Here is a 24,142-nt window from a genome sequence, read left to right on the forward strand (position 1 = left end):
GCTGCTCCCCCCGCAAATCACCCAACTGTCCGAATCCGGTCACCGGCCGGGGGTGTTCCATCGGCATCCGGCAGCCGGACGGCGCCCTGGTCAGGCATGGGGAGGGGCGAAGTAGGGTGTCCGCATGACAACCGGGGTGCGACGCAGGATGGGTGTCGAGGAGCGGCGGCAGCAGTTGATCGGGGTGGCGCTGGAGCTGTTCAGCCACCGGTCGCCCGACGATGTGTCGATCGACGAGATCGCGGCGGCGGCCGGGATATCGCGGCCGCTCGTCTACCACTACTTTCCGGGCAAGCTGAGCCTGTACGAGGCCGCGCTGCGGCGGGCGGCCGATGAGCTGGCGCTGCGGTTCGTGGAGCCGCAGGAGGGGCCGCTCGGGTCGAGGCTGCTGCGGGTGATGGGGCGGTTCTTCGCCTTCGTCGACGACCACGGGCCCGGTTTCTCGGCGTTGATGCGGGGCGGTCCGGCGGCCGGGAGCAGCCGGGCCAACGCGATGATCGACGAGGTGCGGCACGCCGCGTACGAGCAGATCCTCAAGCACCTCGGAGTCGAGAAGCCGCCCGCGCGGCTGGAGCTCGTGGTGCGCTCGTGGGTGTCGCTCGCCGAGTCCACCGCGCTGATCTGGCTGGACGGCCGGAAGATCCCCCGGGCCGAGCTGGAGCTCCAGCTCGTGCACGACTTCGCCGCGCTGGCCGCCGTAAGTGCCGCGTACGACGAGGAGATGGCCGCAATCCTGGTACGGATCCTGGCCCACGAGCCGGCCGACGGGCCGTTCGGTGTGCTGGTCGGGCGGCTGGCGGCGCTCGTGCCGGGTGTCGCGGGGGCGGCGCGGGACGGCGGGGCGGAGACGGCGCCCGGGCCGCGATGATCATGACGCGGTGATGGGGGCCGCGTGATAATGCCCGCGTGATCATTGACGACGGGATGTTGTTCCGGCAGGCCGAGGAGAAGGACGCCGGCACGCTGGTGAAGCTGTACGACCAGGCTGCCCGGTGGATGCGGGCGAACGGCATCGACCAGTGGAAGCCGGGCGAGAAGGACGTCGCGCACTTCCGCAAAAAGATGCGCGACGGTGAGGTGTGGCTCGCCGAGGACGCCGACGGGCGGGTCGTGGGCGGGTACGAGCTGTGGTGGTCCGACGAGGAGGCCTGGGGGATACAGCCGCCCGTCGCGGGCTATGTGCACCGGCTGATGGTGGAGCGCTCGGCCGCGCCCGCCGGGGCCGGGCGGCGGATCCTCGAACACGCCGAGAGGCGGATCGCCCGGACGGGGCGGGAGCGGGCGCGGCTGGACTGCGTCTCCACCAACCCGCGGCTGCTCGCGTACTACCAGGGCGCGGGCTACCGGGTGGTGGGCGAGTTCCCGTCCAAGCAGGCCAAGGACGGGCGGGTGTACGGAGTGATCCTGCTGGAGCGGCTCCTCGACTGCTGACGCACAGGGAAATGGGCGCGCGCAAGGATCCGGCACGCGCCATGTCGGGTCCCCTCTCGGCCGCGTCGCCCGCAACCGGTTGCCGTTCTCTCCGAGGCGCCGGTACAGATGGGCGCGACCAGTCGGTACCAGGAGGGGAATGCCTTGAAGAATTCCATGAGCAGGGCCGCGGGCGCCGTTTTAGGTGTGGCGCTGGCGAGTGTGCTGGGGGCCGCGGGGGCGGCTCAGGCGCAGGATCAGCCGTCGGCGCCGGCCCCGGCGAGCAGCAAGGCGATCGCGGGAGGTTCCGCCGTACAGGCGCCCGCCGCGGTGATCGCGGAGGTCGAGGCGGCGACGGCCCGGCAGCGGGCGCTGGCCCCGAACGCCCGGAGGGTCTGTTACGCGGCCCATGTCCAGGACATCGGCTGGCAGTCGGCGGTGTGCGACGGCCAGGTGGCCGGGACGACCGGGCAGAGCCGACGGATGGAAGCCGTGGTGATCGCGACGAGCGGCGTCGGCGGTGTCTGCGCCAACGCCCACCTCGCCGACATCGGCTGGCAGGGCTGGGCGTGTGCCGGGGACGGCACGGCCGTGACGGTCGGCACCACCGGCCAGTCCCGCCGGATGGAGGCACTGGGCGTCCAGGTCGGGTCGGGCAGCGTGGGGGCGCAGGCGCATGTCGCCGACAACGGCTGGCTGAACTCGCTGGCCGGCAACCCGGTGTACGTCGGGACCACGGGCCAGTCCCGGCAGATGGAAGCCGTCCGCATCTGGGTGTGAGGCCGGTCCTGACGGCATGAAGCGGCGGTGCCGGACCATGGCCGGCACCGCCGCGTCAGTCAGTCAGTCAGTCAGTCGATCGATCAGTCGGTCGGTCGGTCGGTCGGTCGGTCGGTCGGTCAGGAGCGCTTGAAGACCGCTACCGTGCGGGCCGGCGCGGTGAACTCTCCCGTCTTCGCGTCGTACGCCGACTCCTTCACCGCGGGGTCGGAGCCTGCGGCCTGCACCCGGTGCAGCGCGTAGCCGCGGCCCGCGAGGTCCGGGATGCGCTGGGCCTGGGCGGCAGGGGTGGCGTTGAAGACCACCACCAGGTCGCCGAGCGTCATGGTGATCACGCCCGGGGTCTCCTCCTTGCCCGAGAGGGGGAAGGCGAGGGCGGACTGGACCGCCTGCGCCGTGGTGAGGGCGAACGCCGGCTCGGTGGTGCGGATCTTGAGCAGGTCGCGGTAGGACGCCGAGGTCGCGGCACTCTGCGCACAGGTCGGGGACGGCTTCGTCAGAAGCGCCTTCGCGTACGGCCACTTCGCACGGTTGTCGGCGGCCGGAGGAAGACCCCGGCCGAAGCCGTTGCCGTCGCCGCAGTCCCACTGGATGGCGTTGAACCAGTCGCCGCTGTCGAACGAGTTGCGGTCCAGGGACTTCGAACGCAGCAGGTCCGTGCCCGCCTGGGACAGGGCCGGGCCCTGCGAGAGAGCCGCCGTGGCCATCGCCAGGACCTGCATACGGGCCTTGTCGGCCTCCGAGGTGCCCTGCGGGAGCTTGTACGTCAGCGCGTCGTAGAGGGACTCGTTGTCGTGGGCGTCCGCGTAGGCCAGGGCGTCGCCCGGAGCCGCCGCGTACCCGGCCGGGGCGCCGTTGTAGTCCAGCTCGGACCCCTTGATCCGGCGGCCGGTGGTGTCCGTGAAGACGTACGAGGCGAGGTTGCCGGACAGGCCGACCTTGATCAGGTCCTGGGCGTGCAGGAGACGGGCGCGCTGCTGCTCCGGAGTGCCGTTCGCGGGCGAGGAGTTCGGCGCCGTGAAGAGGCCGGACGCGAAGCCCTGCACGCGCGGGTCCTCGTCGAAGGGGCCGCCGCCGCGGACCGCGTCGCGGGCCCGGTCGGAGAAGGTAGCGATGCCGGTGCCTGCCATGTTCTTCTGGGTGGCCTGGACGAAGCGTGCGTCGTCCGCGACCTCGCCGAAGTTCCAGCCTTCCCCGTAGAGGACGATCTTCTTGCCGTCCACCCCGTCCTTGGCGACGGTCAGGGCGTCCAGGGCCGCGCGCACGGCCAGGATGTTCGCCTTCGGGTGGTGCCCCATCAGGTCGAAGCGGAAGCCGTCGACCTTGTACTCCTTCGCCCAGGTGACGACGGAGTCCACGACGAGGCGGCCCATCATGGCGTTCTCGGGCGCCGTGTTGGAGCAGCAGCTGGAGGTGGCCACGCTGCCGTCGGCCAGCAGGCGCTGGTAGTAGCCCGGGACGATGCGGTCCAGGACCGACTTGTCCGCCTGGCCGGACGCCACCGTGTGGTTGTAGACCACGTCCATGACGGTGCGCAGCCCGGCGCCGTTCAGCGACTGGACCATCTTGCGGAACTCGACCGTACGGGCGGTGCCGTTCGGATCGCTCGCGTACGAGCCCTCGGGCACGGTGTAGTGCAGCGGGTCGTAGCCCCAGTTGTACGCGTCCTTCGCGGCCGCGGCGGCCACGCAGGCCTGCTGTTCCTCCGAGTCGGGGGCGTACGCCTTCAGGTCGCAGGCGGGTTCGGTGCGGTCCGCCGGGTTCTCCGGGATGGTGCCGATGTCGAAGGCCGGGAGGAGGTGGACGTACGAGGTACCGGCGGCGGCCAGCGAGCGCAGGTGGCGCATGCCCGCCGAGTCCGAGTCAGTGAAGGCCAGGTACTGGCCGGGGTGGGCGGTGGTGCGGTCCGCGACCGAGAAGTCACGGATGTGCAGCTCCTGGATCTGCGCCGAGGTGAAGGGGACGGCCGCGGGCTTGCGCAGGTCGCGCCAGCCGGGCGGGGCGAGCTTCGGGTCGGCCAGGTCGACGGCCAGGCTGTACGTGGAATCGGTGGTCAGGGCCGTGGAGTACGGGTCGGTGACCAGGTTCCGTACGATCTGCCCGGTGCTCGGGGCCCAGACGGTCACGGCGTAGCGGTAGGGCTTGCCCGCCCAGCCGCGCTCGCCGCGCACCGACCAGACGCCTGTGGTGTCGTCGCGGCGCATGGCGACCGTGCGGCCGTCGAGTTCGAGGGAGACCTGCTGGGCCGTGGGGGCCCAGACGGAGAGGATGGGGCGGCCGTCCTTGAAGACGGGGCCGAGGGCGGCCTGCGTCGCGTACAGGTCGTCCAGGACGCCGGCCAGCTGTACGCCGGTGGCGGCCAGGACGGCGCCGTTGGCGGCGCGGGCGCTCGCGACGAGCTGACCGCGCAGGGCCTCGCGGACCCGGTCGCGGTCGCGCGGGTCGACGGTGTAGGCGGTGTACGTCGCCAGGTGCGGGAACTTCTGCTTCTGGGCGTCGGTGAGCCGGGACGCGGCCAGCCGCAGCCACTGGGCGCCGGCGGCGCCGGTCAGGGCGCCGTTCTCGGCCTTGACCGTGCCCTCGCGGGAGGCGAGGAGCTGGACGGACGCCGCGGCCGCGGGTGCGTTCCAGGCGAGGGTGTCGCGGTCGATCCAGACGGCCTGGGCCTTGGTGAGGTCCAGGGCGGCGGACGAGCCGGCGGGCTGCGGGAGGAGGTACGCGGACTGCCCGCCCAGCATCCAGACCTCGTGGCCGGTGGCCTTCAGGTCCAGGGACTGGTCGGAGGGGAGGTCCTTCTCGTCGCCCTTGTGGAGGATGTAGCTGAGGCCGGCCGCCCCGGCGGCGAGCGGGACCTCGTACACCGCGCCGTAGGAGTCGGTGCGGGTGGGCTGGAGCGGCTTGGACCAGTCGGTCGGGGTCGCGGCGCCGGTCCAGACGTGCAGGCCCCAGCCGTCGTAGGCACCGTCGGCGCGCTTGTAGTGGAGGACGGCCTTGGTCTGGTCCTGCGGCGGGTAGGCGGGACGGTCGGTGCGGGCGGGCTCCTTGCCCTGCTCCAGCCAGATCTCGCCGGTCTTGGTCACGTCGATGGTGCGGTCGGCGGCGACGTCCTTGTTCCCGTCCTTGTCGATGACGAGGTAACCGACCGAGGAGGCGCCGGGCTTGAGCTTGACGTAGGCGAAGGCGCCGTACGCGTCGCGGCCTGTGAAGTCGTGGCCGGCCGGCCAGGGAGTGGCTTCGCCGTCGGCGAGGTCGCCCCAGGCGTAGAGCCGCCAGTTGGTGTAGTCGCCGTCGGGACGGTTGTAGTGGACGACGGCGTAGTCGCGCTGGGTGGCGGTGGGGATCTCGGTCGGCGGGGCCTGGCCGGAGACGGACTCGGCGAGGGCGCTCGCGGTGTGGCGGGTGGGGGCACCCCCAGCGGTAGCTGGGGGAGAGTCGACGGCCACGGCCTTGTAGCGCAGGGGGGTGCCGGCCGGGGCGGTGATGTGCTGGGTGACCTTGTACGGGGCGTGGTCGGCCGAGCCGAGGACCTGCCAGGCGCCGGTGCCCGCCTGGGCGGCGAAGACCACGCGGTTCAGGGCACCCGGGCCGCCGCCGGAGACGTCCGCGGAGAGCTCGACGGTGCCGGTGGCGCCGGGGGCCGGGGCCTTCAGGGTGAGGGCGGGCTTGGCGGTGGGGGCGGCGAGCGGGGCGGTGGCCTGGAGGACCACCGAGCCGAGGGCGGGGACGACGACGGTGAGCTTGCCGGCCGCGGAGGCCCGGATCAGGGCCGTGCCGCCGTAGAGGGTGCGGTACTGGGCGCCGGCCGGGGCGTCGATCTCCACGGTCCGGGATTCGGCGGCGTTGTTGGCGGCGACCAGGTACTCGGTGCGGGTCTTGGAGTCGGTGCGGGCGAAGGCGTAGACCGAGCCGTCGGAGAAACGTTCACTCTGGATGCCGTCGCGCAGGGCCGGGTGGTCCTTGGTCAGCTTCGAGAGAGCACTGATCTGCTTGTAGAGCGGGTGCCCCGGATCGTAAGCGTCGCTCGCGTGTGTGCGCACTGTTCCGAGCTGGTCGTCGTCCAGGTAGTCGGCGACCTGCGAGGCGAACAGCGGCTGACGGGCGTCCTTGTCGCCGCCCGCGCCGGTGAAGCCCTGCTCATCGCCGGAGTAGATCACCGGATTGCCACGGGAGAAGAACATCAGCTCGTTCGCGAGCCGGTACCGGTCGAGCAGCTCCTGCTCCCCCGCCCCCGGCCGGTCCTGCTTCAGGAAGGTCCCGAAACGGCCCATGTCGTGGTTGCCGAGGAAGGTCACCTGCTCGTAGGCGTTGGCCTTGTCGGTGGTGTACCGGTAGTCGTCACCGAGGACCGAGGCCAGCCGGCCGGCCGCCGCGCCTTGGGAGGCGTAGGCGCGGACCGCGTCCTGGAACGGGAAGTCGAGGGTGGCGTCGAGGCGCCCCCGCGTCACGTACGGGGAGGTGACCGCGGTGTCGGCGGAGTAGACCTCGCCGAACATGAAGAAGTCCTTGCGGCCGCGCTGGGCCGCGTACCTGTCGAGGGCGGTGGCCCACTGGGTCCAGAACTCGGTGTTGACGTGCTTGACCGTGTCGATGCGGAAGCCGTCGATGTCGAAGTCCCTGACCCACTTCTCGTAGATCTTCTCCATCCCGCCGACGACCTCGGGACGTTCGGTCCACAGGTCGTCCAGGCCGAAGAAGTCCCCCTGGCCGGAGGATTCCCCGGCGAAGGTGGAGTCGCCCCGGTTGTGGTACATCGCGGGGTCGTTGAGCCAGGCCGGGGCCTTGAGGTTCTTCTTCGCGTCGGGGACGAAGGGCGTGCGCGGGAACGATTCGGCGTCGGTCTTCGGGAACTTCCACTTCCCGTCGGCGGAGTTGGCGTAGTCGGCGTCGCCGAAGGGGACGCCGTCCTTTGTCAGGTAGGGGAAGGCGCCCTTGGAGAGGTACTCGTAGGACTTCTCCTTGTAGTCGACGACGTCGGCCGTGTGGTTGGTGATGACGTCGAAGAAGACCTTCATCCCCTTCTTGTGCGCCTTGTCGATCAGCCGCTCCAAGTCGGCGTTGGTGCCGAAGTGCGGGTCGACCTGGGTGAAGTCGGTGATCCAGTAGCCGTGGTAGCCGGCCGAGACGTCGTCGCCCTTGCCCTGCACCGGCTGGTTCTTGAAGATCGGCGCCATCCAGATGGCCGTGGTGCCGAGCCCCTTGATGTAGTCGAGCCGGTCGGTCAGGCCCTTGAGGTCGCCGCCCTGGTAGAAGCCCTTGTCCGTCGGGTCCAGGCCGGTCTCCAGCCGGGTGCCGGTCAGGCCGCCCCGGTCGTTGCGCGGATCGCCGTTGGCGAACCGGTCCGGGAGGACGAAGTAGAACTGCTCCCGGGTCAGGTCGTGCCGGGCGGGCTCGGCCGCCAGCTTCGCGTCCGAGGGCGGGGCCGGCGGCCGGGCGGCGGAGGCCGCCGCGGGCAGGGCGGGCAGAAGGGTCACGGCCAGGGTGGCGGCGAGGACTCCTGCGGCAGGGCGTATCAAGGCGGATCTCCTTGGTTACGTGACGTGGCAAGGATGAGGGCCGCCCGGCGATGGCGGGGTTCTTACGGCGCCGGGCGGCCCTGGTCTGTGGGCGGGTCAGTTGCGCCAGGTGTCGTTCAGCGTGACCGTGCCGCTCGCGGGGACGGTGGCGGTCCGGTTGGCACCGCTCTCCCAGGTGACGTTTCCGGCGGCGTCCTTGCGGAGGTACTTGTACGAGAAGGCCGTGCCGGGCGCCAGCGTCACGTCGAGCTTCCAGACGGGGTAGGCCGCCGGGTCGAGCTTGAGGGCGCTGCCGGTGTTCCAGTTGCCGAGGGCGGGCTGGTCGCCGGTGACGTAGATGTTCTGGCCGAGGGCGGTGGTGGCGTTGACGGCGAACGAGGCGCCGGCCGAGGGGGCCGGGGCCGTACCGCCACCGCAGGTGCGGGCGTTCACGTGCAGGGCGACGGCGGTACCGGCGCCGAGGGTGGCGGTGAACTGGCCCGACGAGCTGACGGTGACCGTACGGCCGCTCTGCACGTCGCAGTAGTCGCCGCCGGGGAGGGAGGTCTGGAAGGTACGGGTCAGGGCCGCGTCCTCGTGGTTGATGGCGACGTACGCCTTGGCGCCCCGCCCGAAGGCGATCTGGTCGCCGCCGTTGTCCCACCAGTCGGTCACGGCCTGTCCGCTCGCCGCGTTGCGGAAGGCGACCATGGAGGAGATCTCCCGCCAGGCGTGCTGGCACTTCCAGCCGTCGGTGTAACAGGCGTTCACCGAGCCGCCGTTCGGCGGGCCGGCGTCCTTGTCGGTCCACTCGTACCCGGAGTGCACGTCCGGGGACCCGTACGGCCAGGCCAGCATGAAGACGCTCGCCAGGGTGTAGGCGGAGCCGTCCTTGTAGTTGAGGGTGTCGCCGCCGCGCTCGGTGTCGTGGTTGTCGACGAACACGGCGGACTGCGAGGCGGGCATGTAGCCCCAGGCCTCGCCGAAGTTCTTCAGGTAGGCGAGGTTCTCGTTCTGGAAGACGCGCTTGAGGTCGCGGGCGTACCGGAACTCCTGCACATCGCCGTTGCCGAGGTACTCACTGGGCTGGACCGCCTCGCCGGCGCCGAAGATCGCCTCCTGCTTCCAGTAGGCGGAGGGGTTGGTCAGCCGGGACTTGATGTTGGCGAGGTCGGCGGCGGGCATGTGCTTGGCGGCGTCGATCCGGAAGCCGTCGACGCCGAGGGAGAGCAGGTCGTTGAGGTACCCGGCGATCCGGCCGCGTACGTAGTCCTCGCCGGTGTCGAGGTCGGCGAGCTGGACGAGCTCGCAGTTCTGTACGTTCGCGCGGTCGCCGTAATTCGAGATGGCCGATCGGCAGTCGTCCATGTCGGAGCCGGAGTACAGGCCCGGGTAGTTGTACTTCGTGTACGAAGAGCCCCCGGTTCCGGTGCCGTCGGCCGCCGCCATGTGGTTGATGACGGAGTCGGCGACCACCTTCACCCCGGCGGCGTGGCAGGTGTCGACCATGGCCTTGAAGGCGGCCCGGTCACCGAGCCGCCCGGCGATCTTGTAACTGACGGGCTGGTACGAGGTCCACCACTGGGAGCCCTGGATGTGCTCCTGCGGCGGCGAGACCTGGACGTACCCGTAACCGGCGGGCCCGAGGGCATCGGTGCAGGCCCGGGCGACGGAGTCGAACTTCCACTCGAAGAGAACGGCGGTGACGTCCTTGCCGCCGGGGGGCGTGGCGGCCGCCTGCGGCGCGAGGGCGGCGACCGCTCCGGCGACCAGGGCGGTGGCGGCGAGGAGCGTTCCGGCGGTTCTTGCAGCACTGACAGCATTGGCAGGCATGTGGGGGGCCTCCTGGCGGGAGAGGTGGGGATTGCAGCGACGGTAGGTGCCAGGTGGGAGGGCTGCAAGAGTTTGCGCAAGACATTGCAGAATTGTTTCGCCGCCGTGCCGCTCCGCGTGCTGCGGGCCGGGCACCCTCGCCGCCATGGACGGGCCCCGCCCGGCCGTCCGGCACGTCGCGCACACTCCCTCCGGCCCCGGGGCCGGGTGCCGGGCCCGGGGCACGCTGAGGGCAGCGCTACGCCGGCGCCTGCCCCGTCGAGCCCCGTACCACCAGTTCCGGCTGGAAGATGTACTCCGTGCGCTGGACCGGGGTGCCGCCGACCGCCTCCAGGAGGGCGCCCACCGCTGCCGTCGCCATGGCGCGGACCGGCTGGCGGACCGTGGTCAGTGGCGGGTCCGTGAAGGCGATCAGCGGCGAGTCGTCGAAACCGACCACCGAGACGTCCTCCGGGACCCGCAGGCCCCGTTCGCGCGCCGCGCGGATGACGCCGAGGGCCATCGGGTCGCTGCCGCACACGATGCCCGTGCAGCCGCGGTCCAGCAGGGCGCCGCCCGCCGCGTGGCCGCCCTCCACCGTGAACAGGGTGCGCTGGATCAGGCCTTCCGCGGCCGCCGAGGGCAGGGCCGCCGTGAAGCCGGCCTCCTTGCGGGCCGAGGGGACGTACCGGGTCGGGCCGATGGCCAGGCCGATCCGCTCGTGGCCCAGGTCCTCCAGGTGGCGGACGGCCATGTCCGCCGCCGCCCGGTCGTCCGGGGAGATGAAGGGGGCGTTCACCCGCTCGTTGAAGCCGTTGATCAGCACGAACGGGATCCCCCGCCCGGCCAGCCGCTGGTAACGGGAGGGGTCCGCCGCCGAGTCCGCGTGCAGGCCGGACAGGAACATGATCCCGGTGACACCACGTTCCACCAGCTGCTCCACCAGCTCGTCCTCGGTGGCGCCGCCCGGCGTCTGCGTGCACAGCACCGGCGTGTACCCGTGTCCGGCCAGGGCCTGCTCTATGACCTGTGCGAACGCCGGGAAGATGGGGTTGGTGAGCTCCGGAATGAGCAGGCCGACGAGGCCGTTGCTGCGGCGGCGCAGGCGCACCGGGCGCTCGTAGCCCAGCAGGTCGAGGGCGGCCAGCACCTTGTGCCGGGTGCCGGCCGCCACGCCCGACTTGCCGTTGAGCACCCGGCTGACGGTCGCCTCGCTGACCTGGGCCTGCGCGGCGATGTCCGTCAGCCGCAGCGGGGAAGTCACCCCTGCCACCACACCGCCGTGTCGCCCGGAATGACGTCCTGTTCCGCAAGCTGCGCGCTGGCCAGGAGTACGGTGCCCGGCGCGGGGAGGCGTACCGCGTCCGCCGTCGTGTTGACCGTGCAGACGAAGTCGCCCCTGCGGAAGGCCAGCACGCCGGCCGGGGCCTCCAGCCACTCCACCGCGTCGCCCGCGCCGAGCTCCGCCCGCTCCCGGCGGATCCGCAGCGCCGCCCGGTACAGCTCCAGGGTGGAGCCGGGGTCGCCGGTCTGGGCGGCCACGCTCAGGCCCGCCCACTCGGCCGGCTGCGGCAGCCAGCTGCCGCCGTCGCCGAAGCCGTACGGGGCCTCCGTACCGGACCAGGGCAGCGGCACCCGGCAGCCGTCGCGCAGCCCGTCCTGGCCGTTCTCCTTGAAGAAGGACGGGTCCTGGCGGACGGCGTCCGGCAGGTCGACGACCTCGGGCAGGCCGAGCTCCTCGCCCTGGTAGACGTACGCGGAACCCGGCAGCGCCAGCATCAGCAGCGCGGCCGCCCGCGCCCGGGCCAGACCCTGCGCGCCGCCCCCGTACCGCGTGACGTGGCGTACGACGTCGTGGTTGGACAGCACCCACGTGGTCGGGGCGCCCACCGGCCGCATCGCGTCGAGCGAGTCGTCGATGGCGGCGCGCAGCGCCTGCGCATCCCAGCCGGTGTTCAGGTAGTGGAAGTTGAAGGCCTGGTGCAGTTCGTCGGGGCGCAGGTAGAGCGCGGTGCGCTCGGCGCTGGGCGTCCACGCCTCGGCGACGCCGATGCGGTCCCCGGCGTACTCGTCGAGGACCTTGCGCCAGGAGCGGTAGATCTCGTGGACGCCGTCCTGGTCGAAGAAGGGCAGCACCTGGTTGCCGAGGAGCTTGAGCTGCTCGCCGCGGCCGAGGTCGGGCAGGCCGGGGGCCTTGACCAGTCCGTGGGCGACGTCGATGCGGAAGCCGTCGGTGCCGAGGTCGAGCCAGAAGCGCAGGATGGAGCGGAACTCGTCCTGGACGGCGGGGTGTTCCCAATTGAAGTCGGGCTGCTCGGGGGCGAAGAGGTGCAGGTACCACTCGCCGTCCTCGACGCGGGTCCAAGCGGGCCCGCCGAAGATGGACTCCCAGTCGTTCGGCGGCTCGGAGCCGTCCGCGCCGCGCCCGGGGCGGAAGTGGAAGCGCTCGCGCAGCGGGGTGCCGGGGCCTTCCCGCAGCGCCTGCTTGAACCATTCGTGCTGGTCGGAGCAGTGGTTGGGGACGAGGTCGACGATGATCCGCAGGCCCAGCGCGTGGGCTTCCCGGATCACGGCGTCGGCGTCGTGCAGGGTTCCGAACATGGGGTCGATGGCCCGGTAGTCGGCGACGTCGTAGCCCGCGTCGGCCTGCGGAGAGGCGTAGAAGGGGCTGAGCCAGACGGCGTCGACGCCCAGTTCCTTGAGGTAGGGCAGTCGGCTGCGGATGCCTTCGAGGTCCCCCATGCCGTCTCCGTTGGAGTCGGCGAAACTGCGCGGATAGACCTGGTAGATCACCGCTTCTCTCCACCAACCGGGCTGGGTGCCGGTGGGGGTGGGGAGGCCACTGTCCGAGGTCAGTGTGGCGAGGTGCTGGGTCATGTCGTCCTTGGAGAGATCGGGCCGGGGGTGAGAGGGGGCAGGGCGCCGGTTGGTCAGGGTGGTCAGCCCTTGGTCGCGCCTGCCGTCATCCCGGCGACGAGGTGACGCTGGGCGAAGAGGAAGAAGATCGCCGCGGGGACGGCGATGAGGACCGAGGCGGCCGTCATCGGTCCCCAGTTGGCGGTGTACTGGGTGACGAAGGTCTGCAGGCCGCCGGCCAGGGTCAGGTTCTCGTCGCCGACCATGAACGCGGAGGCGTACGCGACTTCACCCCACGCGGTGATGAAGGAGTAGAAGCCGGTGACGGCGAGGCCGGGCTTGGCCAGCGGCAGGATCAGCCGCCAGAACGTGCCGAAGGGGTTGAGCCCGTCCACCCGGCCGGATTCGTCGATCTCCACCGGGATGGTGTCGAAGAAGCCCTTCATCATCCAGGCGCAGAACGGCACGGCGATGGTGAGGTACGTGATGATCAGGCCGAGCGGCTGGTTGAGCAGCCCCATCTGTCCCATGAGGTTGTAGAGCGGGACGATGAGGATGGCCATCGGGAACATCTGCGTGATGAGCAGGGTCCACATGAGCGGCTTCATGCCGGGGAACTTGAACCGGCTGACGGCGTATCCGGTGGTGGCGGCGATGAACACACCGAGGACGGTGGTGATGCCGGCGACCAGCACGGAGTTGCCGAACCAGGTGAAGAAGGAGGTCGACTCCACCAGGTAGCGGTAGTTGTCGAGGGTGGGTTCCTTCACGAAGTCCGTGGTGATGGCGTGCTTCGCGGGCTTGAGCGAGGTGAGCACGACCCACAGCACCGGGAAGACGGCGATCACGGACGCCACGATCAGGGTGGCGTGCAGGCCGACGGAGGCCGGCCTGGAGCGCTTGCCGCGCACGGACACAGCGGCGTCGGCGGTGCCGTTGGCAGTGCCGGTGCCGGTGCCGGTGCCCTTGCCCCGGGCCGCGGGGGTCGACGTAGCAGTGGTCACGGTCACCACACCTCTCCCTGCTTGCGCGGCGAGCGCCGGTAGACCAGCGCGAAGATCATGAGCAGCAGGAGGATCAGCACGCCCCAGGTGGCGGAGCCGGCGAAGTCGCGCGGGCTCGACACGAAGGCCTCCTTGAAGGCCTGGGTCACCAGGATCTCGGTGGCGTCACCGGGTCCGCCCCGGGTGAGCAGGAAGATCACCGGGAACATGTTGAAGGTCCAGATGGTGGAGAGCAGGATCACCGTCATGCTCACCGAGCGGAGCCCCGGCAGGGTGATGTGCCGGAACCGCTGCCAGGCGCTGGCGCCGTCCATCTCGGCGGCCTCGTACAGCTCGCCGGGGATCGACTGCAGTCCGCCGAGCAGGGCGACCATCATGAAGGGGACGCCGAGCCAGACGTTGACGCTGATGACGGCGACCTTGGCCCAGGTCGGGTCGTCAAGCCACGGGATGGCGGAGATGCCGCCGCCGTCGAGGAGTTTGTTGAGGATGCCGTTGTCGCGGTTGAAGAGGAACCGCCAGGCGAAGACGGAAACGAAACCGGGGACGGCCCAGGGCAGGATGAGCGCCATCCGGTAGGCGGCGCGGCCGCGGAACTCCCGGTTGAGCATGTTGGCCAGGACCAGGCCGAGCGTGAAGGTGATCGACACGCACAGGACGGTCCAGGTGACCGTCCACACCAGCCGTTGCAGGAACACCGGGTCGGCGAGGACGTCGGTGTAGTTGTCGAGCCCGACGAACTCGTACGTCGCCTCGATGTGGTTGGCGCCGATCGTACGGGCGACATTGCGCTCATTGGCGTCGGTCAGCGACAGGTAGACGCCGCGGACGAGCGGCCAGCCGATGATCACGCCGAGGACGAGCACCACCGGGGCGACCATGGCCCAGGCGTACCAGTGGGTGGCGAGGGCGCGCCTGAGCCCGCCGCCGTTCCCGCGGCCGTTCCGGCCACCGTTCCCGCCCCGGTTCCCGCTGTCAGTCCAGCGGCTCCGGCCGCGGGCGACGTGGGAGTTATCCACGTCGTCGCCCGCGGCCTTCGCCACCGACTGGCTGGTGTGAGCAGCCATCTTCTTGTTAATTCCAGCCCTTGAGGATCTTGCGGAACTCGGCCCCGGCCGCCTTGGCCGCGTCCTCGGGGCTCGACGCCCCGGTGACCGCCTTGGTGTATTCGACCTTCAGCGGCTCGAAGAGGGAGCCGTTCTCCGGGATCCAGGCGCGCTCGACGGCCTTGTCCACGGCCGGCTTGAAGAACTGGACCATCTCGCCGGACTTGACGTCGGGCTGCTCGTAGGCGGCGGTCCGGGTGGGGAGCAGGCTCAGCTCCTTGGCGGACTGCACCTGTACGTCCTGGGAGGTCATGTACTCCACGAAGGCGTGCGCGGCGGCGCGGTTCTTCGAGCCGGCGTACACGGCGAGGTCGTGGCCGCCCTGCGGGGCACCGGCCTTGACCGAGCCGGCCGGGACGGGGGCGACGCCGAGGTTGGCCTTGTCCTTGAACTGATCGCCGGCGTAGGAGTCGGCGACCGCCCACGGGCCGTTGATCATCATCGCGACCTGCCCGGACTTGAAGGCGGTCTGCATGTTGTTCCAGCCGTCGGTGGCGTTGGTGATCGCCGCGCCGGAGGTGACCAGGTCACGGGCGGCCTTGAAGGCCTTGACGCCCGCCGCGTTGTCGACGGTGACCGTCTTGGTCTTGGCGTCGACCAGGTCGCCGCCCTCGCCGTAGATGAACGGCAGGAACCAGTAGGAGTCGTCGCCCCGGAGGTACATGCCGGGCTTGCCGGTCTTCTCCTTGATGGTCGCCGAGGCGGTCTTGAGCTCCTCCAGCGTGGTGGGGGGCTTGACGCCGGCGTCCGCGAGCATCTTCTTGTTGTAGAAGAGGCCCAGGGTGTCGATGACCTGCGGGACCGCGTAGGTCTTGCCCTCGTACTTGCCGCTGGCCGCGGCCTGCGGGAGGAATTCGGCGTCGACCTTCTTGGCTTCGTCAGCCGGGACCTCGTCGAGGTAGCCGAGCGAGGCGAAGTCGGCGACCCAGCCGACGTCGGCGCGGATCACGTCGGGCGCTTCGGCGCCGCTGCTGAAGGCGTTCTTGACCTTGTTCTGGGCGTCGCCGTACGGGACGTTGACGTACTTGACGGTCACCTTCGGGTGCTTCGCGGTGAACGCCTCGGCGATCTTCTGGAAGCTGGCCTTCTCGGCATCGTTCGAGGTGTCCCACCACGTAACGGTGCCGGAGAGCTCCCCGCCGGCCTTGGTCTCGCCGCCGTCCTTGGTGTCACCGCCGCAAGCCGTCGCCGCGAGTGCCAGGGTCGCGACCAGCGCGGTGGCCGCTATGCCACGCCGCATATGAACTCCTTCGATGATCCCGGCCGCGCCCTCGCGGTCCTGAGTTGCCAGGAACGTAACAAGCCTGAAAGCCGTCCGAAAGAGCTTGCGAGATTTTTCTGCAAGAGCTGCTGATCGTTACATCCACGTGTCCGGACGGTTGCCGCAGCTTGCTGTTAGTTCGAGACAGCTTCGACTGCCCAGGCCCGCAACCAGGGCGTGTGTGCTCGCGTTGACCCCGATATGACCCATGAGCTGATCACACCCCGGCTTGCAAGCGCTTCCAGCAACGCCACCGCGAACGGGGGCTGGTGGCGCGATGCCGTCATCTATCAGGTGTATGTACGCTCCTTCGCCGACAGCGACGGCGACGGCGTCGGGGACCTGCGCGGGGTCCGGAGCCGCCTCCCGCACCTGGCCCGGCTCGGGGTCGACGCCGTGTGGCTGACTCCCTTCTACGTCTCCCCGCAGGCGGACGGCGGCTACGACGTCGCCGACTACCGGGCCGTCGACCCGCTCTTCGGGGACCTCGCCGACGCCGACGACCTCGTCCGGGCCGCGCACGCGCTGGGGCTGCGGGTCATCGTCGACGTGGTGCCGAACCACACCTCCGAGCAGCACGCCTGGTTCCGCGCCGCCCTGGCCGACGCCCCCGGGGCCCGGGAGCGGTACCTCTTCCGCCCGGGGCGGGGCGCGGACGGTTCGGAGCCGCCCAACGACTGGGAGTCCGTCTTCGGCGGCCCCGCCTGGACCCGGGTCCCCGACGGCGCCTGGTACCTGCACCTCTTCGCCCCCGCGCAGCCCGACCTGAACTGGGACCACCCCGAGGTCGCCGCCGAATTCGCCTCCGTCCTGCGCTTCTGGCTGGACCTCGGCGTGGACGGGTTCCGCGTGGACGTCGCCCACGGCATGGTCAAGGCCCCCGGCCTGCCCGACATCGGCCGCGGCGCGCAGGCCACCCTGATCGGCACCGAGCCGCTCCCCTTCTTCGACCAGGACGGGGTCCACGAGATCCACCGCTCCTGGCGGCGGCTCCTCGACTCCTACGAGGGCCCGCGCATCGGGGTCGCCGAGGCCTGGGCGCCGACCTCGGACCGGCTCGCCCTGTACCTGCGCCCCGACGAGATGCACCAGGCCTTCAACTTCCGCTTCCTGAACTGCCCGTGGGACCCGGCCGCGATGCGGACCGTCATCGACGAGTCCCTGGCCGCGACCGCCTCGGTCGACGCCCCGACCACGTGGGTGCTGTCCAACCACGACGTCGTACGCCACGTCACGCGGTACGGGGGCGGCGCGCAGGGTCTGGCCCGGGCGCGGGCGGCCGCGCTGCTGATGCTGGCGCTGCCGGGTTCCGCGTACGTCTACCAGGGCGAGGAGCTCGGCCTGCCCGAGGTCGTCGACCTGCCGGACGCCGTCCGCCAGGACCCGGCCTTCCACCGCACCGCCGGGCAGGACGGGCTGCGCGACGGCTGCCGGATCCCCCTGCCCTGGTCCGGTACGGAGGCCCCGTACGGCTTCGGCGACGGCGGCAGCTGGCTGCCGCAGCCGGCCGAGTGGGCGGGCCTCAGCGTCGCCGCCCAGACCGGCGATCCGCACTCCACGCTGGAGCTGTACCGCGCCGCCCTGGAGCTGCGCCGCGCGCTGCCCGGCCTCGGCGCCCCGGAGGCAGGCCCGCTGACCTGGCTGCCCGCGCCCGAGGGCGTACTCCTCTTCTCCCGCCCCGGCTTCGCCTGCACCCTCAACACCCGGCCGACGGCGCTCGAACTCCCCTCCCCCGGCCGCCCCGTACTCTCCAGCGCCCCGGTCGAGACGGACGGCCGCACGGTCCGTCTTCCCGCTGATTCGTGCACGTGGTGGGCGTTGTGAGCCGGCTACCGGTACAGTCCAATCCCGTGACCGCACGGCTTGCCGACATCGCAGCCCAGGCGGGGGTCAGCGAAGCCACAGTCAGCCGCGTGCTCAACGGCAAGCCCGGTGTGGCCGCGGGCACCCGTGAGTCCGTGCTGGCCGCGCTCGACGTGCTCGGCTACGAGCGGCCCGTACGGCTGCGCCAGCGCAGCGCGGGGCTCGTCGGCCTGATAACCCCCGAGCTGGACAACCCCATCTTCCCGGCGCTCGCCCAGGTCATCGGCCAGGCGCTGACCCGGCAGGGGTACACCCCCGTGCTGGCCACGCAGACGCCCGGCGGGTCCACCGAGGACGAGCTGACGGAGATGCTGGTCGACCGCGGGGTCTCCGGGATCATCTTCGTGTCCGGGCTGCATGCCGATACAACGGCCGACATGGGCCGCTACGACCAACTCCGCGGGCAGGGCGTCCCGTACGTCCTGATCAACGGCTTCTCGGACAAGGTGCGGGCTCCCTTCGTCTCCCCCGACGACCGGGCCGCGATGCAGCTCGCGGTGACCCACCTGACCGCGCTCGGGCACACCCGGATCGGCCTCGCGGTCGGGCCCATCCGGTTCGTGCCGGTCGTCCGCAAGATCGAGGGCTTCCGGCTCGGGATGCGGGAGCGGCTCGGGCTCGGCGACGCCGAGATCGGGGAACTGATCCAGCATTCCCTGTACAGCCTGGAGGGCGGGCAGGCCGCGGCGACCGCCCTCATCGCCCGCGGCTGCACGGCGGTGGTGTGCGCGAGCGACATGATGGCGCTCGGCGCGATCCGGGCAGCCCGGCAGCAGGGGCTGCGGGTGCCGCAGGATGTCTCGGTCGTCGGCTTCGACGACTCCCCACTGATAGCTTTCACCGATCCGCCGCTGACCACCATCCGGCAGCCTGTGCTGGCCATGGGGCAGGCGGCCGTGCGGACCCTGCTGGAGGAGATCGGCGGGACTCCGGCTCCGCACAGCGAGTTCGTCTTCCTGCCCGAGCTGGTGGTGCGCGGTTCCACGGCCTCGGGCCCCGGACAGGGCCGGGGCCGGACTCGTCCCTGAGGCGGAGCGGCTGCGCCGAAGACCGTCCCGAGGGATGATCGGAGGCGGGAACGCATCTGGCAGACTCTCTCCCCATGGGTGAATCGAGCGTGAAGACACTGGAAACCCGGACGGATGTCTCGTCGCCCACCGTGACCGGGACGCAGACCCGCCCGGGGGCGGACCGCGCGCTCCTCTCCCGGCTGCGGGCCCCTCGCCGGCCGAGGATCTGGTTCGAGGTCCTCCTCATCGCGGTCAGCTACTGGACGTACTCGCTGATCCGCAATGCGGTGCCCGAGCAGAAGACCGCCGCCCTCGCGAACGCCGACTGGATCTGGCGCGCCGAGCGGAGCCTCGGCATCGCCGTCGAGGAGTCGGTCAACCACACGGTCAACTCCGTGACGTGGCTGATCGTGGGGATGAACTACTACTACGCCACGCTCCACTTCGTCGTGACCATCGGCGTGCTGGTGTGGATCTACCGCTTCCATCCCGGCCGTTACGCCGCCACGCGCCTGGTCCTCTTCGCCACCACGGGCGTCGCGCTCGTCGGCTACTACTTCTATCCGCTCGCGCCGCCCCGGCTGATGAACGGCCAGAACTTCGTCGACACCGTGCTCGTCCACCACACCTGGGGCTCCATGGCCTCCGGGGACCTCAAGCACATGTCGAACCAGTACGCCGCGATGCCGTCCATGCACATAGGGTGGTCGCTCTGGTGCGGGCTGACGATCTTCGCCGTCGCCTCCGCCCCCTGGGCCCGGATCCTGGGCCTGCTCTACCCGACGGCGACCCTCGTCGTCATCGTGGCCACCGCCAACCACTTCTGGCTCGACGCGGTGGGCGGCCTCCTCTGCCTCGCCTTCGGCTACACCGCGTCGCGCAGCTGGTACGGCTCGCTCCCCCACCACCTGCCGCGCCGCCCGGTGGAGACCTCCCCGCACCCGGTGACGGCGGCCGTGGTGAACCGGTTCCGTACCCCCCGCTGACCTGCCGCGGGGCTCCGGGCACCACGCACATCGACGTCGCACATCGACACTTGACCTGAACCAAACTTGAGCTCTTAGGTTCGCTTCCAGAGGCCGTCGGAACCGACCAGCGGTACTTTCTCAAGGAGGTTCGCCATGACCGAGCTGACCGAGCGCACTGCCCACGTCGAGATCCCCGAGCGCGGTACGAGCGCCCGTACGGGGTCGTCCGCGCTCGGTCCGATCCGCTCCAGGGCCTCGGTGAGGGTGCGGGTGTAGGCCTCGTCGGCCAGGATCCGCACGCCCGCGAAGGGGTAGCTGAGGCGTTCCTCCGCCGCCAGGATCCGGGGCAGCAGGGGCGCCGCGGCGGCGGCCGGGGCGCCGATCTCCCCGAGGTGGCGGACTGCTTCGCGGACCGGCAGGGCCGCCAGGCCCGTCCAGGCCGGGTCCACGGCCGCCAGCAGCACCGGTACGGCGGGCTCCGGGTCTCCGGTGATCCGCCAGTACGCGTGCGCTGCGGCGACCCTGGTCCACGCGCCGGGCGATTCCATCAGGCCGCGCACGGTGTCCGCGTGCGCTGCGGCCAGCGGGCCGAGATCGGCGAGGAAGGGCAGGCCGTGGCCGGCGGTCCCGGACCCCACGGCCTTGCCGCACACGTCGAGGGCGAGGGTGGGGTCCCCCGTGACCCTCCAGTGCGCCCAGGCGGCCCGCCTCGGGTGGTGGCGGCCCGTTTGCGGGGCGCGACCTGTGGCGAAGGCGGCCAGCTGGTCCGCGACGGCGGCGGCCGGGGGGCCGATCCGGCCGAGGACGCGCAGGGCGTCGTAGGCGTACGGCGTGTCCAGGTGCCGGACCACCTCGGGCACGGCGGGCGCGGCAGCCGGACCCCAGGCGGCGAGGAGTTCGAGGGTGAAGGTACTGGCTTGGTACGGCGCCGGCTCGCGCCGCAGGGCAGGCAGCACCGCGGGGAGCAGGTCTGCGGCGGGCAGCGGGGCCAGGAGGTGAGCCAGGGGGCGCTCGGAGGGAAGCTGGTCGTCCTTCGCGAGGCGCCGCAGGGCGGGCAGCGCCCGGAGGTCGCCCATCCCGGCCAGGGCAAGGGCGTGGACCTTGATGGTGTGACCGCTGCGGACGAAGCCGTTGAGCTCCTTGCCGAGGGACTCGGCGATCCGATCGGCATGCACGGAGACGGCCCGGCCGGCCTGGACCATCGCGTCATCGGCGTCCCAGTGCGTCTCCCTGCCGCAGACGGCTGCGACGACGACCTCCCAGCACCACGGATCCGGCCGCCGGTAGCGCAACACGGCCTCGACGGCGGATCCCAGTCTTCTCACGCCCGGTGGCTCCTAGGCTGCCGCGTGGGCGACGAAGCCGGTCCAGGCGGCCGGGGTGAGCGTCAGGCGGGCGTCCCCGGGGCGCTTGGAGTCGCGGACGAGGACGGTGCCGGGGGTCTGGGCGACCTCGACGCAGTCGGGCCCGTCGTTGGTGCTGTAGCTGCTCTTGGTCCAGGCGACCTCGACACACTCATTGCTGTCACTGGCGCTGTAGCTGCTCTTCACCCACTCCAGTGCGGAAAGGTCGTCGACCGAGGGCTTGATGCTCATGTCTCTCCCAGCACTTTCTCGATGAAGGCTCTCGACTGCCGTGGGCTGAGAGCCTGTGATCGGATGATCCCATACCGGAGTTCGAGGAGCTGGATGTCGTTGGCGCTGGTGATCAGGCGGCTGGGCAGCTGCGCCTCGACGTATCCGACCGCCGAACCGTCCCTCAGCTTCACCACCTGGAGGTGGCCTCCCATGCCCGCATGGTCTTCAGAATCGGTCGGCATCACCTGGATCTCGACGTTGCGCAGTTGACTGAGGTCGAGCAGGCGCTCCAGCTGCCTGCGGAGTATGTCCCGCCCCCCGATCGTTCGCTCCAGCGTGACCTGCTCCAGCACGAAAGTCAGCGCTGGTGACGGTTGTCGGTGGAAGATCTCCTGTCGCGCCATACGGGCTGCGACGTAACGCTCCACCTCGTCCGGCGAGTAGGCGGGCCTCCGCATCTCGTACAGCGCCCGCGTGTACTCCTCAGTCTGGAGCAGCCCGTGGAGGTTGTGGTTCCCATAGGCGCCCAGCTCCACCGCCTCGGATTCCAACTTGGCCAGATCGCGAACCTTCTTCGGATACCGCGCCCTGTCGATGTCCGTCTTCATCACGGCGATTTTCCCACCCGCCCCGAGAACCTCGTCCGCCTTGTCCAGGAACTCCGGACGCGGAATGCGGGCACCACGCTCGATCTTGTAGATCAGGTTCGGCCCGTACCCCATCCGTTCGCCGAACTTGGAACGGTCGAGCCCACTCGCCTCCCGCCACATTTTCAACTGGCGTCCCACCGTGGCGATGACCGCCCCGGATTCGTCCTCCGGGTCGAGTTCCCAGCTCGACTCGTCGGCGCCGTCTGTGTTCATGCCACCTCCGTTGGACCGGGAGGACACCGCGGGACCACTTTGGACAGCCGTCGTACACAGTGCCCTCAACTCTGTTCAGGTTACGCACGGATGGCCACGCTGAGTCACGTGAATCAGGAAATCTGCCTCGTCGCCACACTCCCTTCCACCCCGCGCGGAGCACGCGCCGCCCGCACGCTCACGGTGTCTCAACTCGCGGAACAGCGGCTTCCGTTCGAAGACGCGGCGCAGGTCGTCGCCGAGCTCGCCGCGAACGCCGTGACGCACGGGAGGGTACGGGGGCGGGACTTCCGGCTCGCGTTGCGCATCACGCCCGGGCCTACGCTCCGTATCGAGGTGTCCGACACACGGCGGGAGTTCGGGCCGCCCGCAGTCGCCGACGCACCGGATTCCGGGGCCGAGTCGGGGCGGGGGCTCGTCCTGGTGTCCGCGCTCGCCACGCGCTGGGGAACCGATCCCGGGCCCGCACCGCTGAAAACCGTATGGGCGGAAATGGATTTGGGGAGTCCCATTTCACCGGATCGAGGTTTCCACGACCCGGTGGGGCGATGACCGGTTCCGCACGACGCCTAAAGGTAAACAACCGGGGGAAATGACCTTTCCATACCTCCCCCTCCCCTCTCACCCGGTCGGGTGAATCACCCCAACCTGGCTGGCGCATATGACAATTCACCGGGCACTCTGACTCCGGACAACCCCATAAACGCATTCGGCCCTCGTACGGGACGGACATCCCGACACGAGGGCCTCACCACAGAGAAGGCAACACCCTTCCCCATGGCTGACCAGCAGCTTAGCGCGCCCTCGCGCGCCTCGTCGGGCATCCGGCACATCAACCACGATCACCACCGCCGCGGCTACGTCGAGATCGGCAACCACCTCGCCCAGCACCGAGAGCTGAGCATGACGGCGATCGGCCTGGCCACGCACATCCAGTCGCTCCCGACGGGCGCCAAGGTGACCATCAAGGCCCTCGCCGAACGCTTCCCGGAGGGCGAGGTCCGCATTGCCGCCGCCCTGCGCGAGCTGGAGAAGCACCGGTACCTGGCCCGCACGCAGGAACGGCTCCCGACCGGGCGCGTCGTCACCTCCACGGTCTCGTACAACAACCCGCCCGCGATGTCGGCGGAGGCGGCCCGCGAGCGGCGCGTCCCGCCCACGGGATCCGGCTCGGGGCCGGGATCGGCCCCCGAGCCGGGCCCCCAGCCGGGCCACGACCCGGATCCTGAGCCGGAAGCGGAGCCTGAGCCTGAACCGGCGCCCGCCCCGGCCGTCGTCCCGGAAGTCGAGCTCCAGGCACGGGAGTTGCTGGCCCGGCTGCGGCTGCACGATCCCCGGCTGGTGCTGTCCGAGCGCGACACGGTGAGGCTGGCGCCCGCCGCGGCCGTCTGGCTGGAGCGCGGGCTGCCCCCGAGCGCCGTCACCGCCGCCCTGACGCGTCTGCTGCCAGTGGTGCCGATCCACTCCCCGGCGGGTTCTCCGTCTCGTCCTCCAGGTCCGGCCCGCCCCGGTACCCATCGACGTGCGGTGTCGGCAACAGGACGACGATCGAGTCGCTGAACGTTCCCGCCCCGTACCTCTGCATGAAGCGGACGTAGTCCGAGGGGAACCGGGTGCCCCAGGCTGCCTCGATCCCGCTCCAGTCGATCCGCTCGTCCCTGCCACGCGCCGTCGGCACGAGCCGCTCAAGCATGGCTGCCCACTCGATTCCGTCCACTGGCCACTCCTGACGCTCCGCGTCCCCCGGTAGGCCGCGCGCTCGCTCCGAGCCGCCCACCCTACGAAGGCACGGCCCGGAACCCGGTGGCGGCCCTGCGCGCCGGTCCGGACCGGACCGGACGCGACCGGCCGGACCGGGAAACAGTGACATGCGTCACGGCACGCAATGCAGCCAGGGGCTTTTTGACGGAGCATTAACCCGCCGACATTTCGATATTTGTCCCTTTTGGAATCGACATTCCCCTCTCCGTCAGGAACGGAATACGCGGCACCGGCGGGCTCGCCCCCGACCGGCCAGGTCACACCCCTTGCTGAACGCCCATCAGACGATTGCGGCAGTGACCCGATCGTGACCATGCACGATCACCGGCCCGTTTCAAGCCGGGATTCAAATGCCCCGGGCGAGTCGAAAACGGAAACT

The 24,142-nt window shown here is 70.7% G+C and carries 18 protein-coding genes; 8 read left to right on the forward strand and 10 right to left on the reverse strand.

Features of this window, described 5'->3' with window-relative positions; genetic code table 11:
* The first annotated feature begins 124 nt into the window (after window positions 1–124).
* The 3 genes from J7I97_RS16400 to J7I97_RS16410 all read left to right on the forward strand — a co-directional run bounded on the left by J7I97_RS16400 (window position 125) and on the right by J7I97_RS16410 (window position 2,190).
* Window positions 125–868, forward strand: coding sequence for a TetR/AcrR family transcriptional regulator (locus tag J7I97_RS16400; RefSeq protein ID WP_214935523.1), 744 nt, complete (start codon window positions 125–127; stop codon window positions 866–868).
* Window positions 869–906: 38 nt separating this feature from the next.
* Window positions 907–1,431 carry a GNAT family N-acetyltransferase gene (locus J7I97_RS16405; RefSeq protein ID WP_214935525.1) on the forward strand — a complete coding sequence of 175 codons (525 nt, stop codon included), beginning with the start codon at window positions 907–909 and terminating at the stop codon, window positions 1,429–1,431.
* A gap of 144 nt (window positions 1,432–1,575) precedes the next feature.
* Complete coding sequence (locus tag J7I97_RS16410) at window positions 1,576–2,190, forward strand: hypothetical protein (RefSeq protein WP_214935527.1); 615 nt, start codon at window positions 1,576–1,578, stop codon at window positions 2,188–2,190.
* A gap of 119 nt (window positions 2,191–2,309) precedes the next feature.
* Here the strand turns inward: J7I97_RS16410 and pulA are convergent, their stop codons facing one another.
* The 7 genes from pulA to J7I97_RS16445 all read right to left on the reverse strand — a co-directional run bounded on the left by pulA (window position 2,310) and on the right by J7I97_RS16445 (window position 15,700).
* A complete protein-coding gene (pulA, locus tag J7I97_RS16415; protein WP_251058858.1) occupies window positions 2,310–7,703 on the reverse strand; it encodes a pullulanase-type alpha-1,6-glucosidase in 5,394 nt (1,797 codons plus the stop codon).
* Window positions 7,704–7,799: 96 nt separating this feature from the next.
* Window positions 7,800–9,515 carry a carbohydrate-binding module family 20 domain-containing protein gene (locus J7I97_RS16420; RefSeq protein WP_214935529.1) on the reverse strand — a complete coding sequence of 572 codons (1,716 nt, stop codon included), beginning with the start codon at window positions 9,513–9,515 and terminating at the stop codon, window positions 7,800–7,802.
* 238 nt (window positions 9,516–9,753) lie between these two features.
* Entirely contained in the window at window positions 9,754–10,767 is a 1,014-nt protein-coding gene (locus J7I97_RS16425; RefSeq protein WP_374103609.1) for a LacI family DNA-binding transcriptional regulator, read from the reverse strand.
* Window positions 10,755–12,371 (reverse strand): alpha-amylase family glycosyl hydrolase, encoded by a 1,617-nt coding sequence (locus tag J7I97_RS16430; protein WP_214935533.1) that lies wholly within the window; start codon window positions 12,369–12,371, stop codon window positions 10,755–10,757. Before J7I97_RS16430 ends, J7I97_RS16425 begins: the two co-directional genes overlap by 13 nt.
* Before the next feature lie 62 nt (window positions 12,372–12,433).
* The gene (locus J7I97_RS16435) at window positions 12,434–13,354 is read right to left on the reverse strand and encodes a sugar ABC transporter permease (protein WP_374195479.1); all 921 of its coding nucleotides are present in this window, start codon (window positions 13,352–13,354) and stop codon (window positions 12,434–12,436) included.
* Window positions 13,355–13,356: 2 nt separating this feature from the next.
* Window positions 13,357–14,421 (reverse strand): carbohydrate ABC transporter permease, encoded by a 1,065-nt coding sequence (locus J7I97_RS16440; protein ID WP_214935535.1) that lies wholly within the window; start codon window positions 14,419–14,421, stop codon window positions 13,357–13,359.
* Between the two features lie 7 nt (window positions 14,422–14,428).
* Window positions 14,429–15,700 (reverse strand): extracellular solute-binding protein, encoded by a 1,272-nt coding sequence (locus tag J7I97_RS16445; RefSeq protein ID WP_214935537.1) that lies wholly within the window; start codon window positions 15,698–15,700, stop codon window positions 14,429–14,431.
* A gap of 222 nt (window positions 15,701–15,922) precedes the next feature.
* Between J7I97_RS16445 and J7I97_RS16450 the strand changes: the two genes are divergently transcribed.
* The 3 genes from J7I97_RS16450 (at window position 15,923) to J7I97_RS16460 (ending at window position 19,580) form a co-directional block, all read left to right on the forward strand.
* The gene (locus tag J7I97_RS16450) at window positions 15,923–17,545 is read left to right on the forward strand and encodes a glycoside hydrolase family 13 protein (RefSeq protein ID WP_214935539.1); all 1,623 of its coding nucleotides are present in this window, start codon (window positions 15,923–15,925) and stop codon (window positions 17,543–17,545) included.
* A gap of 26 nt (window positions 17,546–17,571) precedes the next feature.
* Window positions 17,572–18,612, forward strand: a complete 1,041-nt coding sequence (locus tag J7I97_RS16455; protein ID WP_214935541.1) for a LacI family DNA-binding transcriptional regulator — start codon at window positions 17,572–17,574, stop codon at window positions 18,610–18,612.
* Between the two features lie 74 nt (window positions 18,613–18,686).
* Entirely contained in the window at window positions 18,687–19,580 is an 894-nt protein-coding gene (locus tag J7I97_RS16460) for a phosphatase PAP2 family protein (protein WP_214935542.1), read from the forward strand.
* A gap of 74 nt (window positions 19,581–19,654) precedes the next feature.
* Here J7I97_RS16460 and J7I97_RS16465 read toward each other — a convergent pair whose 3' ends face one another.
* The 3 genes from J7I97_RS16465 to J7I97_RS16475 are packed head-to-tail and all read right to left on the reverse strand — an operon-like array spanning window position 19,655 to window position 22,002.
* Window positions 19,655–20,887 (reverse strand): hypothetical protein, encoded by a 1,233-nt coding sequence (locus tag J7I97_RS16465; protein WP_214935543.1) that lies wholly within the window; start codon window positions 20,885–20,887, stop codon window positions 19,655–19,657.
* 12 nt (window positions 20,888–20,899) lie between these two features.
* A complete protein-coding gene (locus J7I97_RS16470) occupies window positions 20,900–21,157 on the reverse strand; it encodes a DUF397 domain-containing protein (RefSeq protein WP_214935544.1) in 258 nt (85 codons plus the stop codon).
* On the reverse strand, window positions 21,154–22,002 hold the full coding sequence (locus J7I97_RS16475) for a helix-turn-helix transcriptional regulator (RefSeq protein ID WP_214935546.1): 849 nt from the start codon (window positions 22,000–22,002) through the stop codon (window positions 21,154–21,156). Before J7I97_RS16475 ends, J7I97_RS16470 begins: the two co-directional genes overlap by 4 nt.
* 90 nt (window positions 22,003–22,092) lie before the next feature.
* Here J7I97_RS16475 and J7I97_RS16480 point away from each other — a divergent pair, with 90 nt between their 5' ends.
* Window positions 22,093–22,554 carry an ATP-binding protein gene (locus J7I97_RS16480; protein WP_214935548.1) on the forward strand — a complete coding sequence of 154 codons (462 nt, stop codon included), beginning with the start codon at window positions 22,093–22,095 and terminating at the stop codon, window positions 22,552–22,554.
* A 225-nt stretch (window positions 22,555–22,779) separates the two neighbouring features.
* On the forward strand, window positions 22,780–23,562 hold the full coding sequence (locus J7I97_RS16485) for a helix-turn-helix domain-containing protein (RefSeq protein WP_214935550.1): 783 nt from the start codon (window positions 22,780–22,782) through the stop codon (window positions 23,560–23,562).
* Window positions 23,563–24,142: the final 580 nt, after the last annotated feature.

The sequence above is a fragment of the Streptomyces sp. ISL-87 genome (genome assembly GCF_018614095.1).
In the GTDB taxonomy this organism is placed as follows: Bacteria; Actinomycetota; Actinomycetes; order Streptomycetales; family Streptomycetaceae; genus Streptomyces.

Bases quoted from the DNA above. Each gene is read 5' to 3' on its own strand.
- J7I97_RS16470 (WP_214935544.1), bottom strand. From the start codon at position 21,157: ATGAGCATCAAGCCCTCGGTCGACGACCTTTCCGCACTGGAGTGGGTG.
- J7I97_RS16445 (WP_214935537.1), bottom strand. From the start codon at position 15,700: ATGCGGCGTGGCATAGCGGCCACCGCGCTGGTCGCGACCCTGGCACTC.
- J7I97_RS16460 (WP_214935542.1), top strand. From the start codon at position 18,687: ATGGGTGAATCGAGCGTGAAGACACTGGAAACCCGGACGGATGTCTCG.
- J7I97_RS16430 (WP_214935533.1), bottom strand. From the start codon at position 12,371: ATGACCCAGCACCTCGCCACACTGACCTCGGACAGTGGCCTCCCCACC.
- J7I97_RS16400 (WP_214935523.1), top strand. From the start codon at position 125: ATGACAACCGGGGTGCGACGCAGGATGGGTGTCGAGGAGCGGCGGCAG.
- J7I97_RS16485 (WP_214935550.1), top strand. From the start codon at position 22,780: ATGGCTGACCAGCAGCTTAGCGCGCCCTCGCGCGCCTCGTCGGGCATC.
- J7I97_RS16440 (WP_214935535.1), bottom strand. From the start codon at position 14,421: ATGGCTGCTCACACCAGCCAGTCGGTGGCGAAGGCCGCGGGCGACGAC.
- J7I97_RS16480 (WP_214935548.1), top strand. From the start codon at position 22,093: ATGGCCACGCTGAGTCACGTGAATCAGGAAATCTGCCTCGTCGCCACA.
- J7I97_RS16475 (WP_214935546.1), bottom strand. From the start codon at position 22,002: ATGAACACAGACGGCGCCGACGAGTCGAGCTGGGAACTCGACCCGGAG.
- J7I97_RS16420 (WP_214935529.1), bottom strand. From the start codon at position 9,515: ATGCCTGCCAATGCTGTCAGTGCTGCAAGAACCGCCGGAACGCTCCTC.
- J7I97_RS16450 (WP_214935539.1), top strand. From the start codon at position 15,923: ATGACCCATGAGCTGATCACACCCCGGCTTGCAAGCGCTTCCAGCAAC.